Annotated in this window: 20 protein-coding genes and 1 pseudogene; 5 read left to right on the top strand and 16 right to left on the bottom strand. The window is 61.4% G+C overall.

All coding sequences use genetic code 11. The annotated features are described in order from the left end of the window. Positions 1-15 precede the first annotated feature (15 nt). From nth to rsxA, 7 genes are read right to left on the bottom strand one after another with little or no spacing between them, the layout of a single operon-like run. Positions 16-657: an endonuclease III gene (nth, locus tag AACQ95_RS03890; RefSeq protein WP_241280655.1), complete on the bottom strand. Its 642-nt coding sequence runs from the start codon at positions 655-657 to the stop codon at positions 16-18. 14 nt (positions 658-671) lie between these two features. Then, positions 672-1,430, bottom strand: coding sequence for an electron transport complex subunit E (locus AACQ95_RS03885; RefSeq protein WP_172955321.1), 759 nt, complete (start codon positions 1,428-1,430; stop codon positions 672-674). A 16-nt stretch (positions 1,431-1,446) separates the two neighbouring features. Beyond that, positions 1,447-2,079: an electron transport complex subunit RsxG gene (gene rsxG, locus AACQ95_RS03880; protein ID WP_241280654.1), complete on the bottom strand. Its 633-nt coding sequence runs from the start codon at positions 2,077-2,079 to the stop codon at positions 1,447-1,449. Between the two features lie 34 nt (positions 2,080-2,113). After that, positions 2,114-3,166: an electron transport complex subunit RsxD gene (gene rsxD / locus AACQ95_RS03875; protein WP_043556435.1), complete on the bottom strand. Its 1,053-nt coding sequence runs from the start codon at positions 3,164-3,166 to the stop codon at positions 2,114-2,116. 3 nt (positions 3,167-3,169) lie between these two features. Next, on the bottom strand, positions 3,170-5,572 hold the full coding sequence (rsxC, locus tag AACQ95_RS03870) for an electron transport complex subunit RsxC (protein WP_241280653.1): 2,403 nt from the start codon (positions 5,570-5,572) through the stop codon (positions 3,170-3,172). Between the two features lie 2 nt (positions 5,573-5,574). Beyond that, positions 5,575-6,138 carry an electron transport complex subunit RsxB gene (gene rsxB / locus AACQ95_RS03865; RefSeq protein ID WP_043141265.1) on the bottom strand — a complete coding sequence of 188 codons (564 nt, stop codon included), beginning with the start codon at positions 6,136-6,138 and terminating at the stop codon, positions 5,575-5,577. 4 nt (positions 6,139-6,142) lie between these two features. Further along, positions 6,143-6,724 (bottom strand): electron transport complex subunit RsxA, encoded by a 582-nt coding sequence (gene rsxA / locus AACQ95_RS03860; protein ID WP_042869638.1) that lies wholly within the window; start codon positions 6,722-6,724, stop codon positions 6,143-6,145. Between the two features lie 112 nt (positions 6,725-6,836). Here rsxA and AACQ95_RS03855 point away from each other — a divergent pair, with 112 nt between their 5' ends. Further along, a complete protein-coding gene (locus tag AACQ95_RS03855) occupies positions 6,837-7,733 on the top strand; it encodes a DMT family transporter (protein WP_241280652.1) in 897 nt (298 codons plus the stop codon). A gap of 95 nt (positions 7,734-7,828) precedes the next feature. After that, positions 7,829-8,023, top strand: coding sequence for a hypothetical protein (locus tag AACQ95_RS03850; RefSeq protein ID WP_241280651.1), 195 nt, complete (start codon positions 7,829-7,831; stop codon positions 8,021-8,023). Between the two features lie 207 nt (positions 8,024-8,230). Here the strand turns inward: AACQ95_RS03850 and AACQ95_RS03845 are convergent. Together AACQ95_RS03845 and AACQ95_RS03840 are read right to left on the bottom strand one after the other, a co-directional pair. Beyond that, positions 8,231-8,866 (bottom strand): annotated as a pseudogene (locus AACQ95_RS03845) (methyl-accepting chemotaxis protein); the annotation flags it as partial. 162 nt (positions 8,867-9,028) lie between these two features. After that, positions 9,029-9,160 carry a hypothetical protein gene (locus tag AACQ95_RS03840; protein ID WP_277604548.1) on the bottom strand — a complete coding sequence of 44 codons (132 nt, stop codon included), beginning with the start codon at positions 9,158-9,160 and terminating at the stop codon, positions 9,029-9,031. Positions 9,161-9,512: 352 nt separating this feature from the next. Between AACQ95_RS03840 and fabV the strand changes: the two genes are divergently transcribed. Together fabV and AACQ95_RS03830 are read left to right on the top strand one after the other, a co-directional pair. Then, the gene (gene fabV / locus AACQ95_RS03835; RefSeq protein ID WP_241280650.1) at positions 9,513-10,706 is read left to right on the top strand and encodes an enoyl-ACP reductase FabV; all 1,194 of its coding nucleotides are present in this window, start codon (positions 9,513-9,515) and stop codon (positions 10,704-10,706) included. Positions 10,707-10,868: 162 nt separating this feature from the next. Then, positions 10,869-12,344 (top strand): YfcC family protein, encoded by a 1,476-nt coding sequence (locus tag AACQ95_RS03830; protein WP_241280648.1) that lies wholly within the window; start codon positions 10,869-10,871, stop codon positions 12,342-12,344. Positions 12,345-12,409: 65 nt separating this feature from the next. Here AACQ95_RS03830 and AACQ95_RS03825 read toward each other — a convergent pair whose 3' ends face one another. Then, a complete protein-coding gene (locus tag AACQ95_RS03825; RefSeq protein ID WP_005314784.1) occupies positions 12,410-13,624 on the bottom strand; it encodes a pyridoxal phosphate-dependent aminotransferase in 1,215 nt (404 codons plus the stop codon). A gap of 361 nt (positions 13,625-13,985) precedes the next feature. On the opposite strand from AACQ95_RS03825, the gene AACQ95_RS03820 reads away from it, so the two are divergent. Beyond that, positions 13,986-14,198, top strand: a complete 213-nt coding sequence (locus AACQ95_RS03820) for a DUF1653 domain-containing protein (protein ID WP_043556427.1) — start codon at positions 13,986-13,988, stop codon at positions 14,196-14,198. 60 nt (positions 14,199-14,258) lie between these two features. Here AACQ95_RS03820 and AACQ95_RS03815 read toward each other — a convergent pair whose 3' ends face one another. From AACQ95_RS03815 to AACQ95_RS03790, 6 genes are all read right to left on the bottom strand, one after another. After that, entirely contained in the window at positions 14,259-14,522 is a 264-nt protein-coding gene (locus AACQ95_RS03815; protein ID WP_010633640.1) for a GrxA family glutaredoxin, read from the bottom strand. 129 nt (positions 14,523-14,651) lie between these two features. Further along, positions 14,652-16,085: a D-alanyl-D-alanine carboxypeptidase/D-alanyl-D-alanine endopeptidase gene (dacB, locus tag AACQ95_RS03810; protein WP_241280646.1), complete on the bottom strand. Its 1,434-nt coding sequence runs from the start codon at positions 16,083-16,085 to the stop codon at positions 14,652-14,654. 95 nt (positions 16,086-16,180) lie between these two features. Beyond that, on the bottom strand, positions 16,181-17,941 hold the full coding sequence (locus AACQ95_RS03805) for a DEAD/DEAH box helicase (RefSeq protein WP_241280645.1): 1,761 nt from the start codon (positions 17,939-17,941) through the stop codon (positions 16,181-16,183). 100 nt (positions 17,942-18,041) lie between these two features. Continuing rightward, entirely contained in the window at positions 18,042-19,079 is a 1,038-nt protein-coding gene (locus AACQ95_RS03800; RefSeq protein WP_241280644.1) for an HlyD family secretion protein, read from the bottom strand. Positions 19,080-19,082: 3 nt separating this feature from the next. Beyond that, entirely contained in the window at positions 19,083-19,421 is a 339-nt protein-coding gene (locus AACQ95_RS03795; RefSeq protein ID WP_042869880.1) for a DUF3302 domain-containing protein, read from the bottom strand. Between the two features lie 286 nt (positions 19,422-19,707). Beyond that, on the bottom strand, positions 19,708-21,129 hold the full coding sequence (locus tag AACQ95_RS03790; protein ID WP_241280643.1) for a carbon starvation CstA family protein: 1,422 nt from the start codon (positions 21,127-21,129) through the stop codon (positions 19,708-19,710). Positions 21,130-21,230: the final 101 nt, after the last annotated feature.

The raw sequence follows: 21,230 nt of genomic DNA, 5'->3' as shown, positions 1-21,230 counted from the left end.
GGAGGCAATGGTTGCCTAGCTCTCCGGGTAGATCTTCTCTTTGTACTCGCAAAGGTCCTCGATGATACAGGAACCACAGCGGGGTTTGCGAGCCAGACAGGTGTAGCGTCCATGCAGGATCAACCAGTGGTGCACGTCCAGCTTGAACTCGGCGGGCACCACCTTCAGCAGTTTCTCTTCCACCTGATCCACGTTCTTGCCCACCGCGAAGCCGGTGCGATTCGACACCCGAAAGATGTGGGTATCGACGGCTATGGTAGGCCAGCCGAAGGCGGTGTTGAGCACCACGTTGGCGGTCTTGCGACCGACGCCGGGCAGGGCTTCCAGTGCCTCGCGGTTCTCCGGCACCTCGCCACCGTGGCGCTCCAGCAGGATGGCGCAGGTCTTGATGACGTTCTCGGCCTTGGTGTTGAACAGGCCTATGGTCTTGATGTACTGCTTCACCCCGTCCACCCCGAGCGCCAGCATGGCCTGGGGCGTGTTGGCCACCGGATAGAGCTTGTCGGTGGCCTTGTTGACGCTCACGTCTGTGGCCTGGGCCGACAACAGCACGGCGATCAGCAGCTCGAACGGTGTCTTGAAGTTGAGCTCTGTGGTCGGGTGGGGATTGTCGTCCCGCAGCCGCTCCAGGATCTGCCTGCGTTTCTGGTTGTTCATGGCTCCCTCTTGTCTCAGAGCTGGGTCGCGCGGGCACCCGCCGCCGGCACGGCGCAGTGGGCCTTCTCGGCGGCCTGCTTGCGGCCCAGCCGGTCGTTGATGGCGTTCTTGCCGGCGATCATCAGGCCCAGACCGATGAAGCCGCCGGGAGGCAGGATCGCCAGCAGCAGGCTGGCGTCGGCGTGGAACAGCTCGATGCGCAAGGACTTGGCCCAGTCTCCCAGCAGCAGGTCGGCGCCGTCGAACAGGGTGCCCATGCCGATGATCTCCCGCAGCCCCCCCAGCACCAGCAGCACCAGAGTGAAGCCCAGCCCCATCATGAAGCCGTCGAGGGCCGCCAGCAGAGGCGGGTTCTTGGAGGCATAGGCCTCGGCCCGGCCTATGATGACGCAGTTGGTGACGATCAGGGCGATGAAGATGCCGAGCGCCTGATAGAGGCCATAGGTGTAGGCGTTCATCAGAAGCTGCACGCTGGTCACCAGGGCGGCGATGATCATCACGTAGACCGGGATGCGGATATCCTTGGGCACCAGGTTGCGCACCAGGGAGATGGCGAGGTTGGAGCTGACCAGTACCACCATGGTGGCCAATCCCAGCCCCAGCGCATTGGTGAAGGTGGAGGAGACCGCCAGGGTGGGGCAGAGCCCCAGCACCTGTACCAGGGAGGGGTTGTTCTTCCACAGCCCCTGCAGCATCAGCTCCTTGAGCTCTTCGCGGCGGCCATTGCCTTCGTTGGCGAGGCTCTGGCCGTCAATCACATCAACTTGTTCCATGGCTTGTGCTCCGGCGTTATGGGGTGGCGTCACAGGAGGGGGCATCCCGCAGCAATTCAGGGTGTTCCTGCTGCAACAGCAGCAGGTTCTTCACCGCCTTGACCACGGCGCGGGGTGTGATGGTGGCGCCGGTGAAGGCATCGAATTCACCACCGTCCTTCTTCACCGCCCAGTTGGCCTCGTTGTCGCGGTTGAGGAACTTGCCGACAAAACTGTTGATCCAGCTCGATTTCTTCAACTCTATCTTGTCACCCAGGCCCGGTGTCTCATTGTGGGCCAGCACCCGCACCGCACTGACGTTGCCCTTGGCATCTGTGCCGACGATGAGGCGGATGGCCCCACTGTAGCCGTCGGGGGCCACGGTTTCCAGCGCATAGCCTGTGGTCTCGCCCTGCAGGGTCGCGGTGTAGAGCGGCATGGCCTGATCGCTGCCCAGATAGGTCTTGCTCTGCACCAGCTTGCAGCTGGCCACCAGATCATTGTCATAGCTCCCCTCCGGCAACAGGGCCGAGAGGGTGCGCAGCTTCTCCAGCTGCTGCTGATGGGCGATCCTGTCGCGGGTCAGCTCATTGGTCAGCACCACGACGGCGGTGCAGGCCAGGGCAAACAGCGCCAGGGTGACGCCGTTCTTGCGCATGCTCTTTAACATTGAATCTTTCCTGAGAGTGAGGTGTGCGCCGGGGTCATTTGCGGCGTGCTCCATAGACCTTGGGACGTGTCAGGCTGTCGATCAGCGGTACACACAAGTTGGCCAGCAGCACGGCGAAGGCGAAGGCATCCGGGTAGCCGCCAAAGCGGCGGATGAGGTAGACCAGCACGCCGATCAGTACGCCATAGACCAGACGGCCACGGGGTGTGGTGCTGGCACTCACCGGATCGGTGGCGATGAAGAAGGCCCCCAGCATGGTGGCGCCGCTGAACAGGTGGAACATGGGGGTGGCGGTGGCATCCGGCGTCATCAGATAACCCAGGGTGGCCGCCAGCAGCAAGGCGCCCAGGATGGCTCCCGGAATGCGCCAGTTGATCACCTTCTGTTGCAGCAGGAACAGGCCGCCCAGCAGGTAGCCGAGGTTGACCCAGCTCCAGCCTATGCCGCCCCAGCCCTCGAACACGGCGTGGGTCATCACCTCGCCGGCGGTGAGGCCCTGGGTCAGCCCTGTTTTCAGGGTGTCGAGTGGGGTGGCCATGGTGAGGCCATCCACCCCCTGCTTGAGCTGCGCCATGCTGTAGCCGTCCAGGCTGAAGCCGGTGAAGATGACGGACGCCGCATCGCCAAAGCCGATGTCATAGGCGGCTATGCTCGACGGCGGCAGCCAGCTGGTCATCTGTACCGGGAAGGAGACCAGCAGCAGCACATAGGCCACCATGGCCGGGTTGAACAGGTTCTGGCCCAGCCCGCCGTAGAGGTGCTTGGCGATGATGATGGCAAAGGCGGTGCCGAGTACCAGCATCCACCAGGGCAGCAGGGGCGGCAGGGAGAGGCCGATCAGCACGGCGGTCAGCGCCGCGCTGCCATCCATCAGGGCGGGTTTGATGGGGCGGTGGCGCAACTTGAGTACCAAGGCTTCCGCCCCCAGCGCCGTCACCAGCGCCAGCAGGATCTGGATCAGGGTGCCCCAGCCGAAGAACCAGGTCTGCGCCAGAAAACCGGGCAGACATGCCAGGATCACCAGCAACATCAGGGTCTGGGTCTGTTTGCGGTTATGGGCAAACGGCGCACTCGCGATATTGAACATGGATCAGTGGCTCTTGTCAGTCGATGGAGAAGGGGAAGCCAGGGCAGCCGCCTCGGCCGCCAGTTTCCGGGCCTTGGCACGGGCCACGGCGGCGGCAATGGCTGCTTTCTTGGGGTCGGCGTCGGCAACGACTTGTACCGGTTCTGTGCTCTGCCGGGCATCCGCGTCAGCGACGACACCGGCGTCAGGTTCGGCGATGTTTCCATCCGCTGTTGCTTGCGCTGCCTTTTTGGCTTTGGCCCGGGCAATGGCGGCGGCAATGGCTGCCTTTTTGGGGTCGACCTCGGCGGCAGCCGGGGCGGATCCAACGGCCGGCTCGGCTTCGACAGCGGTAGTCTCGGGCTCGGCGACCTTGTCATCTGCCGCGTGCGCCGCCTTTTTGGCCTTGGCACGGGCGATGGCGGCGGCAATGGCCGCCTTTTTGGGGTCGACCTCGGCGGCAGCCGGGGCGGATCCGACGGTCGGCTCTGCTTCGACTGCGGTAGTCTCGGGCTCGGCGACCTTGTCATCCGCCGCGTGCGCCGCCTTTTTGGCCTTGGCACGGGCGATGGCGGCGGCAATGGCTGCCTTTTTGGGATCGGCCTCGGCGCTGGGCGTCGCTTCCGTCACAGGTGCCGCCGCTGCGGCTGATGTGTCAGCCGCTGCTTCGTCAGGGGCGGTTTGCGCCGCCTTCTTGGCCTTGGCTCGGGCCAAGGCAGCAGCGATGGCCGCTTTTTTCGGATCCTGTGCCGCGGATGTGGGTGCAATATCGGCTTGCTCATCGCTACCGGCCGTCTTGGCGGCGCGGCGGGCGATGGCCTCCTGCTTGCGCGCCTCGCGGGCGGCAATCATGGCGCTGTTGTCCGGCGCGAGTTCGCTGGCGCCGACCGGCGCAGCGTCCTGCTTGGCCTTGATGCGGGCCAGGGCGGCGGCGACCGGATCTTCGCCACCGGCGGCCGTCATGGCCTGGCGGCGCTGGGCCGCTGCTTCGGCGTGGCGAGCCTCGCGGGCCGCTTTTTCCCGCTCGAAGCGGGCCTGCTTGGCCTCGAAACGCTGCTTGGCACGCTCGGCCTTCTCGGCCTCGGCGCGGGCCTCGCGGATGTCATCCTTGGCAATCTTGTAGTACTGCACCAGGGGGATCTCGCTCGGGCAGACCCAGGCGCAGGCACCGCACTCGATGCAATCGAACAGGTTGAACCCTTCGGCCTTGTCGTACTCCTTGGCCCGGCTGTACCAGTAGAGCTCCTGGGGCAGCAGGTTGGCCGGGCAGGCGTCGGCGCAGGCGCTGCAGCGAATGCAGGCCTGTTCCGGGCCGGGGGGCGGCAGCTCGGCCCGGGTGGGGGAGAGCAGGCAGTTGGTGGCCTTGACCACGGGCACCATGGCATGGGGCAGGGTGAAGCCCATCATGGGGCCGCCCATTATCACCCGCTGATCCGCCTCGGGCTGCAGCTCGAAACGCTGCAACAACCAGCGCACCGGGGTGCCCAGCAGTACCCAGGCGTTGCCCGGTTTCTTGAAGGCGTCGCCGGTGAGGGTGACAATGCGGGAGATGAGCGGCTCGCCGTCTATGATGGCGCGCTTGATGGCAAACACTGTGGCCACGTTGAGCACCATGATGCCCATGTCCACGGCGCGGCCTCCCTTGGGGACCTGACGGCCGGTGAGCAGCTCTATGGTCTGCTTGGCGCCGCCCGAGGGGTACTTGGTCGGCACCGTCTTGACCAGCACGTCTTCGTCTGTGGCGTGACGGGTCAGCTCGCCGATGGCGGCCGGCTTGTTGTCTTCCACCCCGATCAGGGTCAGCTTGGGCTTGAGCAGATGCTTGAGCACCCGGATGCCGTCCATGATCTCGTCGGCATACTCCTGCATCAGCCGGTCATCGGTGCTGATGTAGGGCTCGCACTCCAGTCCGTTGACGATCAGGATCTCGGTCAACTGACCGCGACCGTCCAGCTTGCTGTGGGTCGGGAACACGGCGCCGCCGAGGCCCGCGATGCCCGCCTGCTGGATGCGTTCCAGCAGCTCGCCCCGCTCCAGGTTCCAGTAGTCGCTGCGGCCCAGGCGCTCACCCCAGGCATCTTCCCCATCCGGGGTGAGGGTAATGCAGAGATCATCGAGGCCGGAGGGGTGGGCCACCGTGTGGTGGCCGATGGCGGTGATGGTACCCGAGGTGGAGGCGTGCACCGGCACTATGCGACCCTTGTCGTAGCGGGTCAGCGGCTGACCCTTCTTGACCTTGTCGCCGACCTGCACCAGCAGATCGCCGGCCGGGCCCGCGTGCTGGCGCACCGGTATGATGAGCTGGGGCGGCAGGCCCGCGTCTACCACAGGGGTGAGGCTGGATTGATCTTTGTTCTCGGGAGGGTGAATGCCGCCGTGAAAATCCCACAGGGTGCCGGCTTTGATGCGTTCGAGTAAGGACTGCATGGTTACTCCACTATCTTGACCGGAATGGCGACGCTGGCCAGATCCCACTTCCAGTTGTCGACCGTGGTCGGCACAGGGATCATTTCGATACAGTCGGTTGGGCAGGGATCGACACAGAGATCGCAGCCGGTGCACTCGTCTTTGATCACGGTGTGCATCGCCTTGGTGGCACCGACGATGGCATCGACCGGACAGGCCTGGATGCACTTGGTGCAGCCAATGCATTGATCTTCATGGATGAAGGCGACTCTCTTTACCGGGACGGCGGCTTCACCACCGCCCAGCGGCTGGGGTTCTACCCCCATGAGGTCGGCAATCTTGCGCATGGTGGCGTCGCCACCGGGCACGCACTTGTTGATCTGATCGCCGTTGGCCAGGGCTTCGGCATAAGGCTTGCAGCCCGGGTAGCCGCATTGGCCGCACTGGGTCTGCGGCAGCAGGGCATCGAGCTGATCGACGATGGGATCGGCTTCCACATGAAACTTGACGGCGGCAAAGCCCAGAATGATGCCGAAGGCCAGGGCCAGCAAAGCCAACACCAGAACGGCAAAGAGTATGTGAGTCATAGCGCTATATCTTGATGAGGCCGGTAAAGCCCATAAAGGCCAGCGACATCAGGCCGGCGGTGATCATGGCGATGGAGACGCCGCGAAACGGAGTGGGGACGTCGGCCGCCACCAGGCGCTCACGCATGGCGGCAAACAGGATCAGCACCAGCGAGAAGCCACAGGCAGCCCCGAAGCCATAAATGATGCTCTGGATGAAGTTGTGGCGCTCGTTGATGCTCAGCAGCGCCACCCCCAGCACGGCACAGTTGGTGGTGATGAGCGGCAGGAAGATGCCCAGCAGGCGATAGAGGGTCGGGCTGCTCTTGCGGATAACCATCTCGGTGAACTGAACCACGACGGCGATCACAAGAATGAAGGCGAGCGTGCGCAGGTAGGCGATGTTCAACGGGATCAGGATATAGTGTTCCATCAGATAGGAACAGGCGCTGGCCAGCGTCATCACGAAGGTGGTGGCCAGCCCCATGCCGATGGCGGTCTCCAGCTTGCCAGAGACGCCCATGAAGGGGCACAGGCCGAGAAACTTCACCAGCACGAAGTTGTTAATCAGCACTGTGCCGACCAATAAAAGCAGGTACTCAGTCATTGAAGGTTGGTTATCCGGTTTGAGGGCGGCAGTATTATCTGATTTTAGGTGCCTTTAAACAACCGCAAGGCCGCATGGTTATTATTCAAATGGCCAATTTCATGGAGGAAATGTGCGCCCTTTACCTATCTTTACCCTCACCCTGGCGATGCTGCTCTGGTCCAGCTCCTTCATCGCGCTCAAGCACGTGCTGGGGATCTGGGGCTTCGGCCAGGTGCTCTTCATGCGCATGAGCGTGGCCGCGCTCTGCTGGCTGCTCTGCTACCGCTACCTGGGCAATTTTTGCTATCAAAAGGGAGACTGGCGCTGGCTGGCGCTGATGGGGGGACTGGAGCCCTGCCTCTATTTCCTGCTGGAGGTGAATGCTCTGCGCTACACCAGTGCCGGCCAGGCGGGCATGGTCTGCGCCTTGTTGCCGCTCATCGTGGCGCTGGTGGCTTTTGTGCTGCTCAGGGAGCGGGTGAGTCGCCGCCAGTTGCTCGGGTTTGCCATCGCCATCTTCGGCATAGCCCTGTTGGGGCTGGGCAGCGGGGTGGACGAGTTTGCCCCCAACGCCCTGCTCGGCAACAGCCTGGAGATGGCGGCCATGCTGTGCGCCGCCACCTATTCGGTGGTATTCAAGAAGCTCTCCAGTCGCTACAGCGTGCTCACCCTGACCGCCCTGCAGGCCTTCGTCGGCACCCTCTTCTTTGCCCCCTTCGCCGTCAGCGAACCCTGGCCGACGGCCTGGGCCTGGCAAGACATGGCGGTCATCGCCTTCCTCGGTGCTTTCGTGACGCTCGGGGCCTATTTGCTCTACAACTGGTCGGTGACCCAGGTCAAGGTGACGCTGGCGGCGGCCTATGTGAACCTCATTCCTGTCTTTACCCTGTTGCTGGCTTATCTGCTGTTGGGGGAAACCCTGACGTCGCTGCAGTGGCTCGCCTGTTGCGCCGTGCTGCTCGGCATAGTGGTGGGACAACTGCCCGCGCGGCGCAAGGTTCGCGCGCCTGTCATCGCCGACAGCTGATCTGTCCTGCACTACGCTGGCAGCATGGCTGGCGCCGAGCGGCTTATCGGCTACAGTCTGCACAGACAGGTCAGGCAGGATCCGGGAGCTCACAGATGAACGGCATGATGTTATTGACCAGGGCGCAGGCCCTGCTGGTGCACAATCCCTTTACCCTGGCTGATGCCAGGGCGCTGGAGGCTTTGGAGGAAGCGGCCGTGGGAGAGGAAGGACTCTTGATCGCCGAGCTGTGGGAAACGGCCCTGGTACTGGCCGATGAGGAGGCTCGCCGCTATATGGGCGAGGCCTGATGGCCGGGCTATGCCCGTGCTTAGCGCAATCTTGATGACGCCAGCTTCCTGCCCGCCATCTCCGCTGCCACTCCTTTTTGCTCCTCGCATTTATTTCCTTCACATCACGGCAGGCTGCAAGGCTGGCCGCGCTTTCACATCGGCAGAATGAAACAAGCGACGGACTGGGCCGTCGCTTGTTTCCTTGGTGCGCCCCTTCACTCCGAGTCAGATGGAGAGGCCCTTGACGGTGTCGGAGACCGAGTTGGCGTCTTCGATGATCTCCTTGATGACGGTGGCTATGATGCTGGCCTGCTCCTGTCCCGCCATCGCCTTGTCGGAGACCACGGAGACGGTCTGGGTGATCCTGGAGGTGATGTCGGAGTTGAGCTTGATGACGGAGACGATTTCCCCCGTGGAGGTGGAGGTTCTGGCGGCCAGTTGCCGTACTTCGTCCGCCACCACGGCAAAGCCGCGCCCCTGCTCGCCGGCCCGGGCTGCCTCTATGGCGGCATTGAGCGCCAGCAGATTGGTCTGATCCGCTATGCCACTGATGGTGGAGATGATGGACTCTATGTTCTTCGACTGCAGATTGAGATTTTCAATCTGCCGGGTCACCTCGTTGACCGAGCTGTTGATGTGGGACGAGGTCTCCAGCACCTTGTCGATCACCTCGCGTCCCTTGGCGGCGCTCGACACGGTTTCACCTGCGATGGCGCAGGCCTTTTGTGCCGCCTCGCGCACCGAGATGGATTTCTCGACCCGTTCAGTGATGTCGCTCGCCAGCTTGATGATTTTGATCACCTTGCCTTCGTGGTTGAAGATGGGGTTGTAGGTGGCCTCCAGCCAGATCTTTTCACCGTGGCGTATGGAGAGGCTGGACTTACCGATCTATGAGATAGAGGTTTAATGCTGGTTTAACGGGCTTATCAAACTCGGCGGTTCCTGTGCCACCAAGTTTGATAAAAGTACCAAGGGCACAGTTTTTCGTTTTAGGCAGAAAGATTTTTCATTTTTCGCGGCGGGCTACACCACGCCCTGCGGCGTGAACTGGATATAGGGCACCCGGGACTGAATGGCATGCTCGAAGGCGCCCAGTTCCGCCAGTGCAGCCTCTTGCTCATGTTTCTCATTGTCGTTTGCACGTTTCCAAAACATGGTGGAACTCCTCTTTGAGACCCTTGTGAGACTTCTCGTGGCAATAGTCGACCGGCTGAATACTAGTACAGAATATTTGGCCAATCGCGAAGATATGGGGGTAATTGTCTGTTTTTATTTTATTTATTCTGGCTGCCCCCTGGGGGACCAGACTCGGGTGTGCGGCTGGCACCTGCTTCATGCCCAGGCTTTTCCAACCGTCATTCCCCTGGCGCCGGCCCGGTTTTGGCGGTGCGGATACCGTGAATCTGTTCGTTTTCCCCGCAGTTCAACACATCAGAGCACCCTAGGGCGGCAAGATGAGGTATCTTATGCCCCGATTTCATCCATTTAACGGATCCGAGACCCCCATATGATTATCAAACCCAAGGTTCGCGGCTTTATCTGCACCACCACTCACCCGGTTGGCTGTGAGGCCAATGTTCGTCGCCAGATCGCTTACACCCAGGAGCAGGGCATGATTGCCAATGGCCCCAAGCGGGTGCTGGTGATCGGCGCTTCCACCGGTTATGGTCTGGCTTCCCGGATTGCCACTGCCTTCGGTAGCGGCGCTGCCACCATAGGCGTCTTCTTCGAGAAAGCCGGCAGCGAAACCAAGACGGCGACTGCGGGCTGGTACAACTCCGCCGCCTTCGACAAGGCTGCCAAAGAGGCGGGTCTGTATGCGAAAAGCGTCAACGGCGATGCCTTCTCCAACGAGTGCCGCGCCAAGGTCATCGAGCTCATCAAGGCCGATCTGGGCCAGATCGATCTGGTGGTCTACTCCCTGGCCTCGCCGGTACGTAAGATGCCGGAGACAGGTGAAGTGGTGCGCTCTGTCCTGAAACCCATCGGCGAGACCTACACCACCACCGCCATCGATACCAACAAGGATCAGATCATCACCGCCACCGTCGAGCCGGCGAACGAGGAAGAGATCCAGAACACCATCACCGTCATGGGCGGCCAGGATTGGGAACTGTGGATGGCTGCCCTGCGTGATGCGGGCGTGCTGGCTGACGGCGCCAAGTCCGTGGCTTACTCCTATATCGGCACCGACCTGACCTGGCCCATCTACTGGCATGGCACCCTGGGCCGCGCCAAGGAAGATCTGGACCGCGCCGCCACCGCCATCCGTGGCGATTTGGCTGCCAAGGGCGGCACCGCTCACGTGGCCGTGCTCAAATCCGTGGTGACCCAGGCCTCTTCTGCCATTCCTGTGATGCCGCTCTACATCTCCATGGCCTTCAAGATCATGAAGGAGAAGGGGATTCACGAAGGTTGCATGGAGCAGGTCTATCGTATGATGCGCACCCGCCTCTATGGCGAGGAGCTGGCGCTGGACGAGCAGGCCCGCATCCGCATGGACGACTGGGAACTGCGTGAAGACGTGCAGCAGACCTGCCGCGATCTCTGGCCTTCCATCACTACCGAGAACCTCTCCGAGTTGACCGACTACACCGGCTACAAGCAGGAGTTCCTGCGCCTGTTCGGTTTCGGTCTGGCTGAGGTGGATTACGAGGCGGATGTGAACCCGGACGTGAAATTCGACGTGGTCGAGCTCTGATCCTGACTCAAGTGAAAACAGGGCCCCGCGGGGCCCTGTTTTTTTATCAAAAACTCCGCCAAGTTGCGGAATTTTATTATCCGCGATCACCTTTTTCCCATATCAAACCCGCTAGTCTTGCGCTGATCGGATCACAGACGGCATTGCCGAGGAACGGAAGCTATGACCACTCCAAACGAGGCGCCCAAGAAGCGCCAACTCCCCACTGTCTATACCCTGCTTTTCATCATCATCGCCCTGATGGCTGCTCTCACCTGGGTGCTGCCGGCGGGCAAATACAACTATGTGACGGCCAAGACCCAGCAGCCTGTCGCGGCGGCGGCCGTGGCCGACTACAGCGGCGATGAGCGATTGCTGCCTGTGCCCGGCAGCTACACCGAGCTGCCCTCCCACCCGCAGGGGGTGTTCGAGGTGCTCAAGGCCCCCATCCAGGGCTTCCACAAGGCGGCTGACGTGGCGCTGTTCGTGCTCATCATAGGCGGCTTTCTGGCGGTGACCATGCACAGCGGGGCACTCGATGCCGGGGTCGGGGCCATAGTGCGCGCCTTCGCCGGCCGCGAGAGGCTGCTTATTCCCGTGTTGATCGCCCTGTTTGCCCTCGGAGGCTCCACCTTCGGCATGGCGGAGGAGACGGTGGCCTTCTGGGCGCTGATCGTGCCTGTCATGATGGCAGCGGGCTTCGATCGCATGGTGGCGGCGGGGATCATCCTGCTCGGCTCCGGCGTCGGTGTGCTCGCCTCCACCGTCAACCCCTTTGCCACCGGCATCGCCTCCGGTTTTGCCGGCATTCCCATCGGCGAGGGGATAGGTCTGCGGGTCATCCAGTGGCTGCTGCTGGTGATCTTCGCCTCCTGGTTCGTGATGCGTTATGCCAAGCAGGTGCAGCAGGACAAGTCCCGCTCCGTGCTGGCGGACATCGCCTATGACGACGAGTTCTCCCAGATGAAGCGCAGCGACTCGGCCTTCACTGGCAAGCAGAAGCTAACCATGCTGGTGTTCTTCGGCACCTTCCTGCTGATGATCTATGCGGTGGTGCCCTGGTCTGATCTGGGTATCGATTTTCTGCCAACCCTGGGCTGGTGGTTTGACGAGCTCTCCACCCTGTTCTTCAGCGCCTCCATCCTGATCGCGCTGATCAACCGGATGCCGGAGTCCAACTACGTAGCGACCTTCCTGAGCGGGGCGCGGGATCTCATCGGCGTGGCGCTGGTGGTGGCGGTGGCGCGCGGCATCTATGTGGTGATGGAGCATGGCGTCATCATAGACACCATCTTGCACTGGGCCGAGGGGCTGGTGACCGGCCTCTCCTCGTCGGTCTTCATCCTGATGGCCTATCTGGTGCACATCATCCTGAGCTTTTTTATTCCCTCCACCTCGGGGCTGGCGACCGTTTCCATGCCGCTGATGGGGCCACTGGCGGACTTCTCCGGCATCTCCCGGGATCTGGTGATCACCGCCTATCAATCCGCCTCCGGCTGGATCAACCTGTTCGCTCCCACCGCCGCCCATCTGGTGGCGGGGCTGGCGCTGGCCAGGATCCCTTACGACCGCTTCGTGCGCTGGGTGCTGCCCTTCATCGTCGGGGTGGCCCTCATCACCATGGCTGTGCTGGTGGCTGGAACCCTGTTGCACGGCTGATGGCTTAAGTACCAAACGACAGACAGCAAAAAGGCTCCCGAGGGAGCCTTTTTCATGAGCCGTGCTTACTGTTTGTAGCCCTTGAGGAAGCGGGCGAGACGACCTATGGCCTCTTCCAGCTCCTCTTCACGGGGCAGGAACACCAGCCGGAAGTGATCCGGCGCCGGCCAGTTGAAGCCTGTGCCCTGCACCAGCAGCAGTTTCTCTTGCTGCAACAGGTCGAACACCATCTTCTGGTCGTCGCGAATGTCGTACACCTTGGGATCCAGGCGCGGGAACATGTAGAGCGCCCCCTTGGGCTTGACGCAGGAGACGCCGGGGATCTCGTTCAAGAGCTCCCATGCCTTGTCCCGCTGCTTGCGCAGGCGGCCGCCCGGCAGGATCAGCTCGTTGATGCTCTGGTAACCGCCCAGCGCAGTCTGGATGGCGTGCTGCATCGGCACGTTGGCACACAGTCGCATGGAGGCCAGCATCTCCAGCCCCTCGATGTACCCCTTGGCGCGTCCCTTGGGCCCGGTGATGACCATCCAGCCCTGGCGGAAGCCGCAGGCGCGGTAGGCCTTTGAGAGGCCGTTGAAGGTCACCACCATCACATCGTCGCACAGGGTGCAGACGCTGGTGTGGGAGATGTCGTCGTAGAGGATCTTGTCGTAGATCTCGTCGGCGAAGATGATGAGGTTGTGCTGGCGGGCTATCTCGATCACCTCCAGCAGGAACTCGCTGCCGTAGACGGCGCCGGTCGGGTTGTTGGGGTTGATCAGCACCAGGCCGCGGGTGCGCGGTGTGATGCGGGCACGGATGTCGTCCAGATCCGGATACCAGTCGGCCCCTTCGTCGCAGCGATAGTGCACCGCATGGCCACCGGAGAGGGTGACGGCGGCGGTCCAGAGCGGATAGTCGGGGGAGGGCACCAGCATCTCGTCGCCGTTGTTGAGCAGCGCCTGCATGGCCATCACGATGAGCTCGCTGGCGCCATTGCCGATGTAGATGTCGTCGATGTCGACCTTGCGCATCCCTTTCTGCTGGTAATACTGCATCACCGCCTTGCGGGCCGAGAAGAGCCCCTTGGAGTCGCAGTAGCCCTGGCTCAGCGGCATGTTGAGGATCACGTCCTTGATGATCTCTTCCGGCGCATCGAAGCCGAACGGGGCCGGGTTGCCGATGTTGAGCTTGATGATGCGGTGGCCTTCGTCTTCGAGACGGCGAGCTTCTTTATGCACCGGGCCGCGGATGTCATAGCAGACATCGTCGAGCTTGTGCGACTTGTCGATAGTGAACATGGTGAGTGTGCTTCCTTCCCCGTGGGGACGCGTTGGCGAAAAAGGCGATTTTTAGTATCAAATTTCTTTTCCCCTATTCTTCACAGAATTGAATGCTATAACAATCTTCTTTTTAGTAGAATTCCCTGATTTTTAGCCCTAAAACAGGGTTGCTGAAACGTTAAATTCAGCACGATCGTTTGTGTGAACCGAGGTTCACCAGTGAAAGATGAGGGGCTGATTAACAAAGCTACCCGACTGTGTTGAAATATTCGCATCCAATGGCACGATTGGCTTGCGTAAAAAATCCTGGCCTGTCCCCCTTGCGGGGCCTTGGCACATCGTCGCCGGGCCCATTTTCATCATCTGTCGAGGTATCTCCATGCACGCACCCGCGCCCGGCCGTTATCGCCACTTCAAGGGAGGCTATTATCAGGTGCTCACCCTGGCCCTGCACACCGAAACCCAGGAGCAGCTGGTGATCTATCAATCCGAGCAGGATGGAGCCGTTTATGCCCGCCCTGTGGCCATGTTCATGGAGTGGATCGAGCATCAGGGCCAGGTGGTGAGCCGCTTCACCCCGACCGCGGGCTGAGCGGCGGTTTGCACCATAAAAAAAGGCGCCATCAGGCGCCTTTTTTCCATGCTAGGGAGCTTACTGGTAGAGACCCAGGTTCTCTTTGGCATAGGCTTCGAAATCGGTGCAGCCACCGATGTGCTGCTCGTCCAGGAAGATTTGCGGCACTGTGTTGACCGGCTTGCCGGCGCTCTTGGCCAGATCTTCCTTGGTGATGCCTTCGGCGTGGATGTCCACGTAGCGGAATTTGAAATCGTCACGCTGCTCAACCAGCTGCTCGGCGATCTGCTTGGCACGGACACAATAGGGGCAACCGGGACGACCAAAAATCACTGCAAACATGTTCTCTCTCCGTTGATATGAAGCAGGGCACAGCATAGCCCCGCCTCGTGGCTAGTCAAAGTGGAAATTGTCGATACGGCCGTTCGCCATATCCGATAAGCCACCTTGCTGGCAACGTGGCTCCCCACATTACTGCTCGATGATCTGGATGGGTTGTTGCTGGTAGATACTCTCCAGCACGCCCTTTTCGAACACTGTCCAGGGCCAGACAGCCTTGCTGGCACGGTAGCGCTCATGGGTGGCGGGATCCTGCGACAGGCCGCGCTGGAACATCACGAAGGCCTTGCGCTGCCCCCCGGCGGTATCGATGAAGCCGGCCAGGTTGGAGGTGCCCGTGATGGTACCTGTCTTGGCGTGCACCTTGTTTTTCATCATGGGGGCGGTGACGCTGCGCCGCCATGCCAGGGTGCCATCCACCTGAGAGCTGGGCAGCAGCTTGATGAAGCCGAGTTCGGCGTCGTTTTTCTGGATGAAGGTGAGCACAGACAGCATCTGGCGGGCACTGATGAGGTTGTGGGCCGAGAGACCCGAGCCATCGGCCAGGGTGGCGTTGCCCAAGTCTATGCCGTTCTTGGTCAGGATGGCGCGCACCGCCATGGTGCCGCTGCGATAGCTGCCCGGCTTGTTGTAGTAGTGGCGGCCCACCGTCTTCAGGAAGGTGTCGGCGTAGAGATTGTCGGATTTTTTGAGCATCTTGGAGAGCATGATGGGCAATGAGACTGAATAGTGGGTGCCCAGGGTCTCGGCCCCTTCCGGTGCCTTGTGGGTCACGCGCAGCAATCCCTCATGCTTGATGCCGGCTCTGTCCATGGCCCAGCGAATGTTGTCCCAGCCCCAGGCTTCCACGTCGTGAATGGCAAAACGCAGACCCTGCGGCTCCTTGTTCGGGGTGATACAGCCCTTGAGCTCGTAGAAGTTGCCCTTGGCCATGTCCACTTCCAGGGCGCAGAACTGGCGGGCCATGTCGCCATAGCTGATCACTTCCACGTTGTCGGCGCCGATGCCAATGGGCACGCCTGTGGCCACGTTGCCGGTGGCGGGTTTGCCAATCTGGGTGGCCGTGATGGTGCCATAGGCGCAGTTCTTGTCGATGATGACGGAGGAGACGGGGGCGGCGAAGCAGAGAGTCTGATCCCCCCACGACCAGCCGTTGCCGCGCTCATAGCCGTTGTAGGCGCCTGTGTTGACGTAGACGTTGCCCTGGATGCGGTTGACCCCGAGCTGCTTGAACAGGGCCAGCAGATCCATCCGTGACAGGGTGGGATCGCCGACGAAGTTGATCCAGATGTCGCCCTTGATGGCGTCACCCTGCTTGGCGCCAGGCTGGGCCTGGATGTCGGTAGCGAAGCGGAAGTCGGCGCCGAGCTCGAGGCGGGCGGCGAGCGCGGTCAGCACCTTCATGGTGGAGGCGGGCGCTATCATGTCATCGGCGTGGCGGGCAAACTCCACCCCGCCATTGCCCTGCACTATGATGGCGTACTGGCCCCCCTTGGGTGGGGTCAGCGGGGCAGCCTGAGCCACCATGGAAAACAGAGCACAAAAACCAATCAACAGCCGCTGCATAGAATCCTCTAACTTGACGAAGGGTGTCGGCAGTGCGATACCGACCCTGATAACAAACCATTCTCTCTTTCACCAACCGACCGCAGGGCCTGCCTCTAGCCAGAGGCGTTGGCGGTGCGATACCGGCCGTCATAATCAAAAATTTTCTCTTTCACCTGCCAAAAGCGCCCCGACTTGCGGGCGATGACAAAATCCGGGTGACGAAACTGGCTTGATACGGCCAGTACGCTCGCCAGAGTGGCAAATTCGGGCTCCAGGCCCGGGGCGGGCCAATGATGACGCACAAAGACCTGTTGAAACAAGCGCCGTGCGCCCTGGGAGTGAAAGCCGAAGTACTCCATCAGGGTGAGTCCGTCCTCGTCGTGGTAGGTCACCTCCAGCCGTTCCCCTTGTTTGCCACGACCCGGAGCCAGGGTGAGGCCGGCGCAGCGGATCACCATGCAATCCTTGAGATTGAGCGCCTCCTTGAGCTTGTCGTCCGGATCCACCAGCAGCTGATCGCAGCTCTGGCAGCGGCGGGCGGCGATGTCGTTTTCGGCGCCGCAGGCGGGGCAGATTTTTGACCGAAAGCGATAGTCACACTCCTCGCGGTTGCCCTCGTCATCTTCAAACAAGCCCTGACAGCGGCGACCGTAGTGCTCGATCACCTTGCCATCCTCGTCGGTCTTGCCCCAGAAGGTGTTGGCAAAGCCGCAGGCGGGGCAGGGCACCTGCACCGGCTCTGTGCCTGCGTGGGGTCTGGGTTCCCCCACCTCGGGAGCAAACAGATTGAAGTTGTTGCCCGCATAGTCGAGCACCAGACAATCGGCCTTGCCCGGCGAGAGGCGCAGGCCGCGGCCGACGATCTGCTGATAGAGGGAGACCGACTCGGTGGGGCGCAGCATGACGATGAGATCCACGTGGGGGGCGTCAAAGCCTGTGGTGAGCACGGCCACGTTGACCAGGAACTTGAGCTCCCGCGCCTTGAAGGCGCTGATAAGGGCATCGCGCTCCGGCCCCGGCGTCTCGCCCGTGATCAGGGCCGCCTTCTCTCCTTTGGCGCCGAGCAGGCCGTGGATCTCGCGGGCATGCTCGACTGTGGCGGCGAAGATCATCACTCCTTGCCGATCGGCGGCGTACTCCAGTACCTGGCTCAGGATATGGGGGGTGACCCTCTGCTGACGCTTGAGCTCGCCGTTGAGATCCGCCTCGCTGAACAGGCCGTTTTCGCGCGGCACCAGCTTGCTGAAGTCGTAGTGGACTATGGGGGCATCCACCAGCCTGGGCGGCGTCAGGTAGCCGTTCTTGACCATGAAGCGCAGCGGCAGCTCGAACACGCAGTCGCCAAACAGCCGCTCCCCGTGGCTCTTCACCATGCCGTGGTAGTGGCGCCGGTAGATCCAGCCAAGGCCCAGCCGATAGGGGGTGGCGGTGAGACCGAGGATCTTGAGCGCTGGATTGGCGGCCTTGAGGTGGGCTATTACCTGATGGTACTGGCTGTCATCCTCAAGCGACACTCGATGACACTCGTCTATGATGAGCAGCGAGAAGGCGCCATCAAAGGCGGCCAGATTGCGGGCCACCGATTGTACCGAGCCGAACACCACCTGGGCATTGGCCTCCTTGCGGGCAAGGCCGGCGGCGAAGATGTCCGCCTTGAGATCCCAGGCCTCGTACTTGGCGTGGTTCTGCTCCACCAGCTCCTTGACGTGAGCCAGCACCAGCACGCGGCCACGGGCCTTGCGGGCCAGCTCGGCGATCACCAGGCTCTTGCCGGCGCCGGTGGGCAGCACCACCACGGCGGGATCCGGGTGTTGGCGAAAGTGGCTGATCACGGCATTGACGGCGTCGGTTTGATAGGGTCTGAGAACGAACATGGGGAACGGCTGTGGTGCAGGATGGCGCCATTATAGGGATCTTGGTGCCACAAAAACAGCGGGCCGGCATGATGCCGGCCCGCTGGGACTCTTGCGTTGATTAATGGAAGGGGAAGACGTAGTTCATCCAGCTCGCCATGCGCAGCAGCACTTTGCGCATCACTGAGACGTGGTGGAAATGCTGGGTATAGATGGCAGCCTGGCCGCTGGCACCGGCGATCACCTGATATTTGGGCCACTCGGGATCCGTGATGGAGATGAGTACCGGCAGGCGACCCGGCCGCACGGCACTGGTCTGATCCAGCAAACCGGCGTTGGCCTGCACGTTGCCTGCGGCGATGGCCGGGATCACGGCGCTCACCTTGCCCTGGAAGATCTTGCCGGGGATGCCGTCGATCACCACTTCGGCCTCATCACCCACCGCCAGGCGCTGCATGCTGTTTTGCCAGAACCAGCCCACATAAGCGGTCTCATCCTCGTGAATGAAGGTCATCACCGGACGATACATGTAGGGAGTGGCTATCATGCCGGGACGCAGGGCCAGCTGCACCACATGACCGTCACTCGGGGCATAGACCACGGTCTGCTCGACCTGATACTTGGCCTCATCGAGCTGGGCCTGCAGATCTTCCAGCGTTGCATGTTGCTGCTCGAGCTGGGCCACGATGTCGTCCACATTGGCCTGGGTGACGTCTAGGTCGCGCTGCTTGCCGACGCCACGACGCATCAGATCGCTGGCGCGATCCCGGTCCAGCTTGGCAGAGCGCAACCTGGCCTCGATCGACTTGAGGTAGTTGCGGTTGGATTCAACCCGCGCCGCCAGGCTGTCCGCCTTCAGCTGGAAAGGGGCTGCATCGAGTCGAAACAGCACGTCGCCCTTTTTCACCGGCTGGTTGGCCTGTACCGGCACCTCGACCACGCGACCCTTCACCAGCGGCACTATCGGGGTGGAGATATAGTAGTTGCGCGCCATCTCGGAGTAGGGGTGGTTGTAGTTCATCAGCATGATCAGGGTACCTATGATGAGCACGCCGCCCAGCGCCGCCGTGGGCACTGTCCATTTGTTGAGAGGAATGCGGAAAATCTTGAACACGGCCACGCACAGTGCCGTGTAGGTCAGGATCAGTAGCAGGTCCATGAGTTATCCCTGTTGTTCAGTCTGTTCGATGGTATTGATGCGCGTCTTGAGGTCGGCGAGCTCCTGCTTGAGCAGTTGTATCTCGTCCTCATCCTGCTGCAGGCGCTGGTTGAAACCCCATCCCCGCTCGGGGCGATAGAGGGTGGCCCAGATCCAGAGGAAGGGCCAGAGCACGTGCAGGGTAAACAGACTGACCCATCCCGCCACGTGAATAGCGTCCTGATGGGGGTGCTGGCGGTGCTTGGCTATTTCATAAGGAATGTCATGGATCACTATGATCCCGTAGAACATGACCAGCCCGACGAAGAAGAGCAGGCCAAGGGCAAAATAATCAAGGAACATGGGGGTCTCCAGCGGTTTGATGTACAACCAATCATTGAGTTCAATTTTCTATAAAGCAATTGGGAATCACACATTTATCGTTTTTTAGCACGGCATCTTAAGCGATATTCTTGTACCGGAGCTTAAGTCAGCCTGAAGTCGTCAAAAATGATGGTATGCCATTCGTCACCAGTCCGAAAAGTCGTATCGATGACAAGGACTTACGGGGGAAGTATGGCATCACTGGCGTGAAATGAGCAGAGAAAAGGGAGCCGATGAGGCTCCCTTTTTCAATTTCTTGAGCAGATCAACTCTCGCTGGTGCTGCTCACCAGTGCCGGTCTGAATTTCACCAGGAAGGCCACCGTCGTCACCAGGGTGCAGGTGAGGCCTATGATGGTGGAGATGCCCATCTCCAACCCGAAACCTATGGGGGCGTTGGCGAGATAGGTGAACACCACGGCTGTCATGAAGATGGCGGGAATGGTGCAGACCCAGTGCAGCTTGCCCTCTTTGGCCAGATAGGCCGCTGCAGCCCACAGCATGATGACGGCCGTGGTCTGGTTGGCCCAGCCAAAATAGCGCCAGATGATGCCAAATTCCGCCTTGGAGATGAGGAAGCCGAGGATGAACATGGGCACGGCGATCAGCAGGCGTTTGGCCATGGGTTTCTGGGTCAGGTGCAGGAAGTCAGCCACGATCAGGCGGGCACTGCGAAACGCCGTATCACCGGAGGTGATGGGCAGGATCACCACGCCGAGAATGGCCAGTATGCCGCCGACCGTGCCGAGCAGGCTGGTGGAGACTTCGTGCACCACGGCCGCCGGCCCGCCGCTGGCCATGGTGGCGTTGAGCGCTTCCGTGCTGTCGTAGAAGGAGAGCCCCAGGGTGCACCAGATGAGGGCGATGACACCTTCACCTATCATGGCGCCGTAGAAGATGAAGCGACCGGACTTCTCGTTTTGCATGCAGCGCGCCATCAGCGGGGACTGGGTGGCGTGAAAACCCGACACTGCGCCACAGGCGATGGTGATGAACAAGAGCGGCCAGAGCGGCAGCTCGGTCGGGTGCAGGTTGGAGAAATCCATCCCCGTGTTGTAGAAGCCCTTGCCGGAGACGATGAGCCCTATGATGAGGCCGACCGACATGAATACCAGCAGGGCGCCGAAGATGGGGTAGAAACGGCCGATGATCTTGTCGATGGGCACTATGGTGGCGAGTATGTAGTAGGCAAAGATGGCCACTATCCAGTAGACCAGATCGATGGAGGTGAGGTTGGCCAAGAGGCCCGCCGGGCTCAGCACGAACACCACGCCCACCAGCATCAAGAGCACCACGGCGAACAGGTTCATGAAGTGTTTGGCGGCTGTGCCCAGGTGCTCGCCGACCACGGTCGGCACCGAGGCGCCCTTGGCGCGCACCGACAGCATGCCGGAGAAGTAGTCGTGTACTGCACCGGCGAAGATGCAGCCGAACACGATCCAGAGCATGGCGACCGGGCCGTAGAGGGCACCCAGTATGGGGCCGAAGATGGGGCCGACGCCGGCGATGTTGAGCAGTTGCACCAGGTAGACTTTCTTGTCCGACATGGGCACATAGTCCACCCCGTCAGCCATGGTGATGGCGGGGGTGGCGCGCTCGGGTTTCGGGCCGAATATCCGCTCGATGAACTTGCCGTAGATAAAGTAGCCGGCGATCAGCAAGCCGACACAGAGGAAGAACCAGATCATTGTTACGCTCCATCATTGTTATTTTATGGTGTGCGTAGCGAGTCTAGAGGGGGGGCCCCCGAAGGGCAGGTGAAACGTGGCGAGCGGCGCCATGGCGACCC

Source organism: Aeromonas sp. MR19, assembly GCF_963899305.1.
Lineage (GTDB): Bacteria > Pseudomonadota > Gammaproteobacteria > Enterobacterales > Aeromonadaceae > Aeromonas > Aeromonas bestiarum.
Note: the sequence above shows the minus strand (reverse complement) of the source record. Positions and strands in the feature narration are given on the sequence as shown.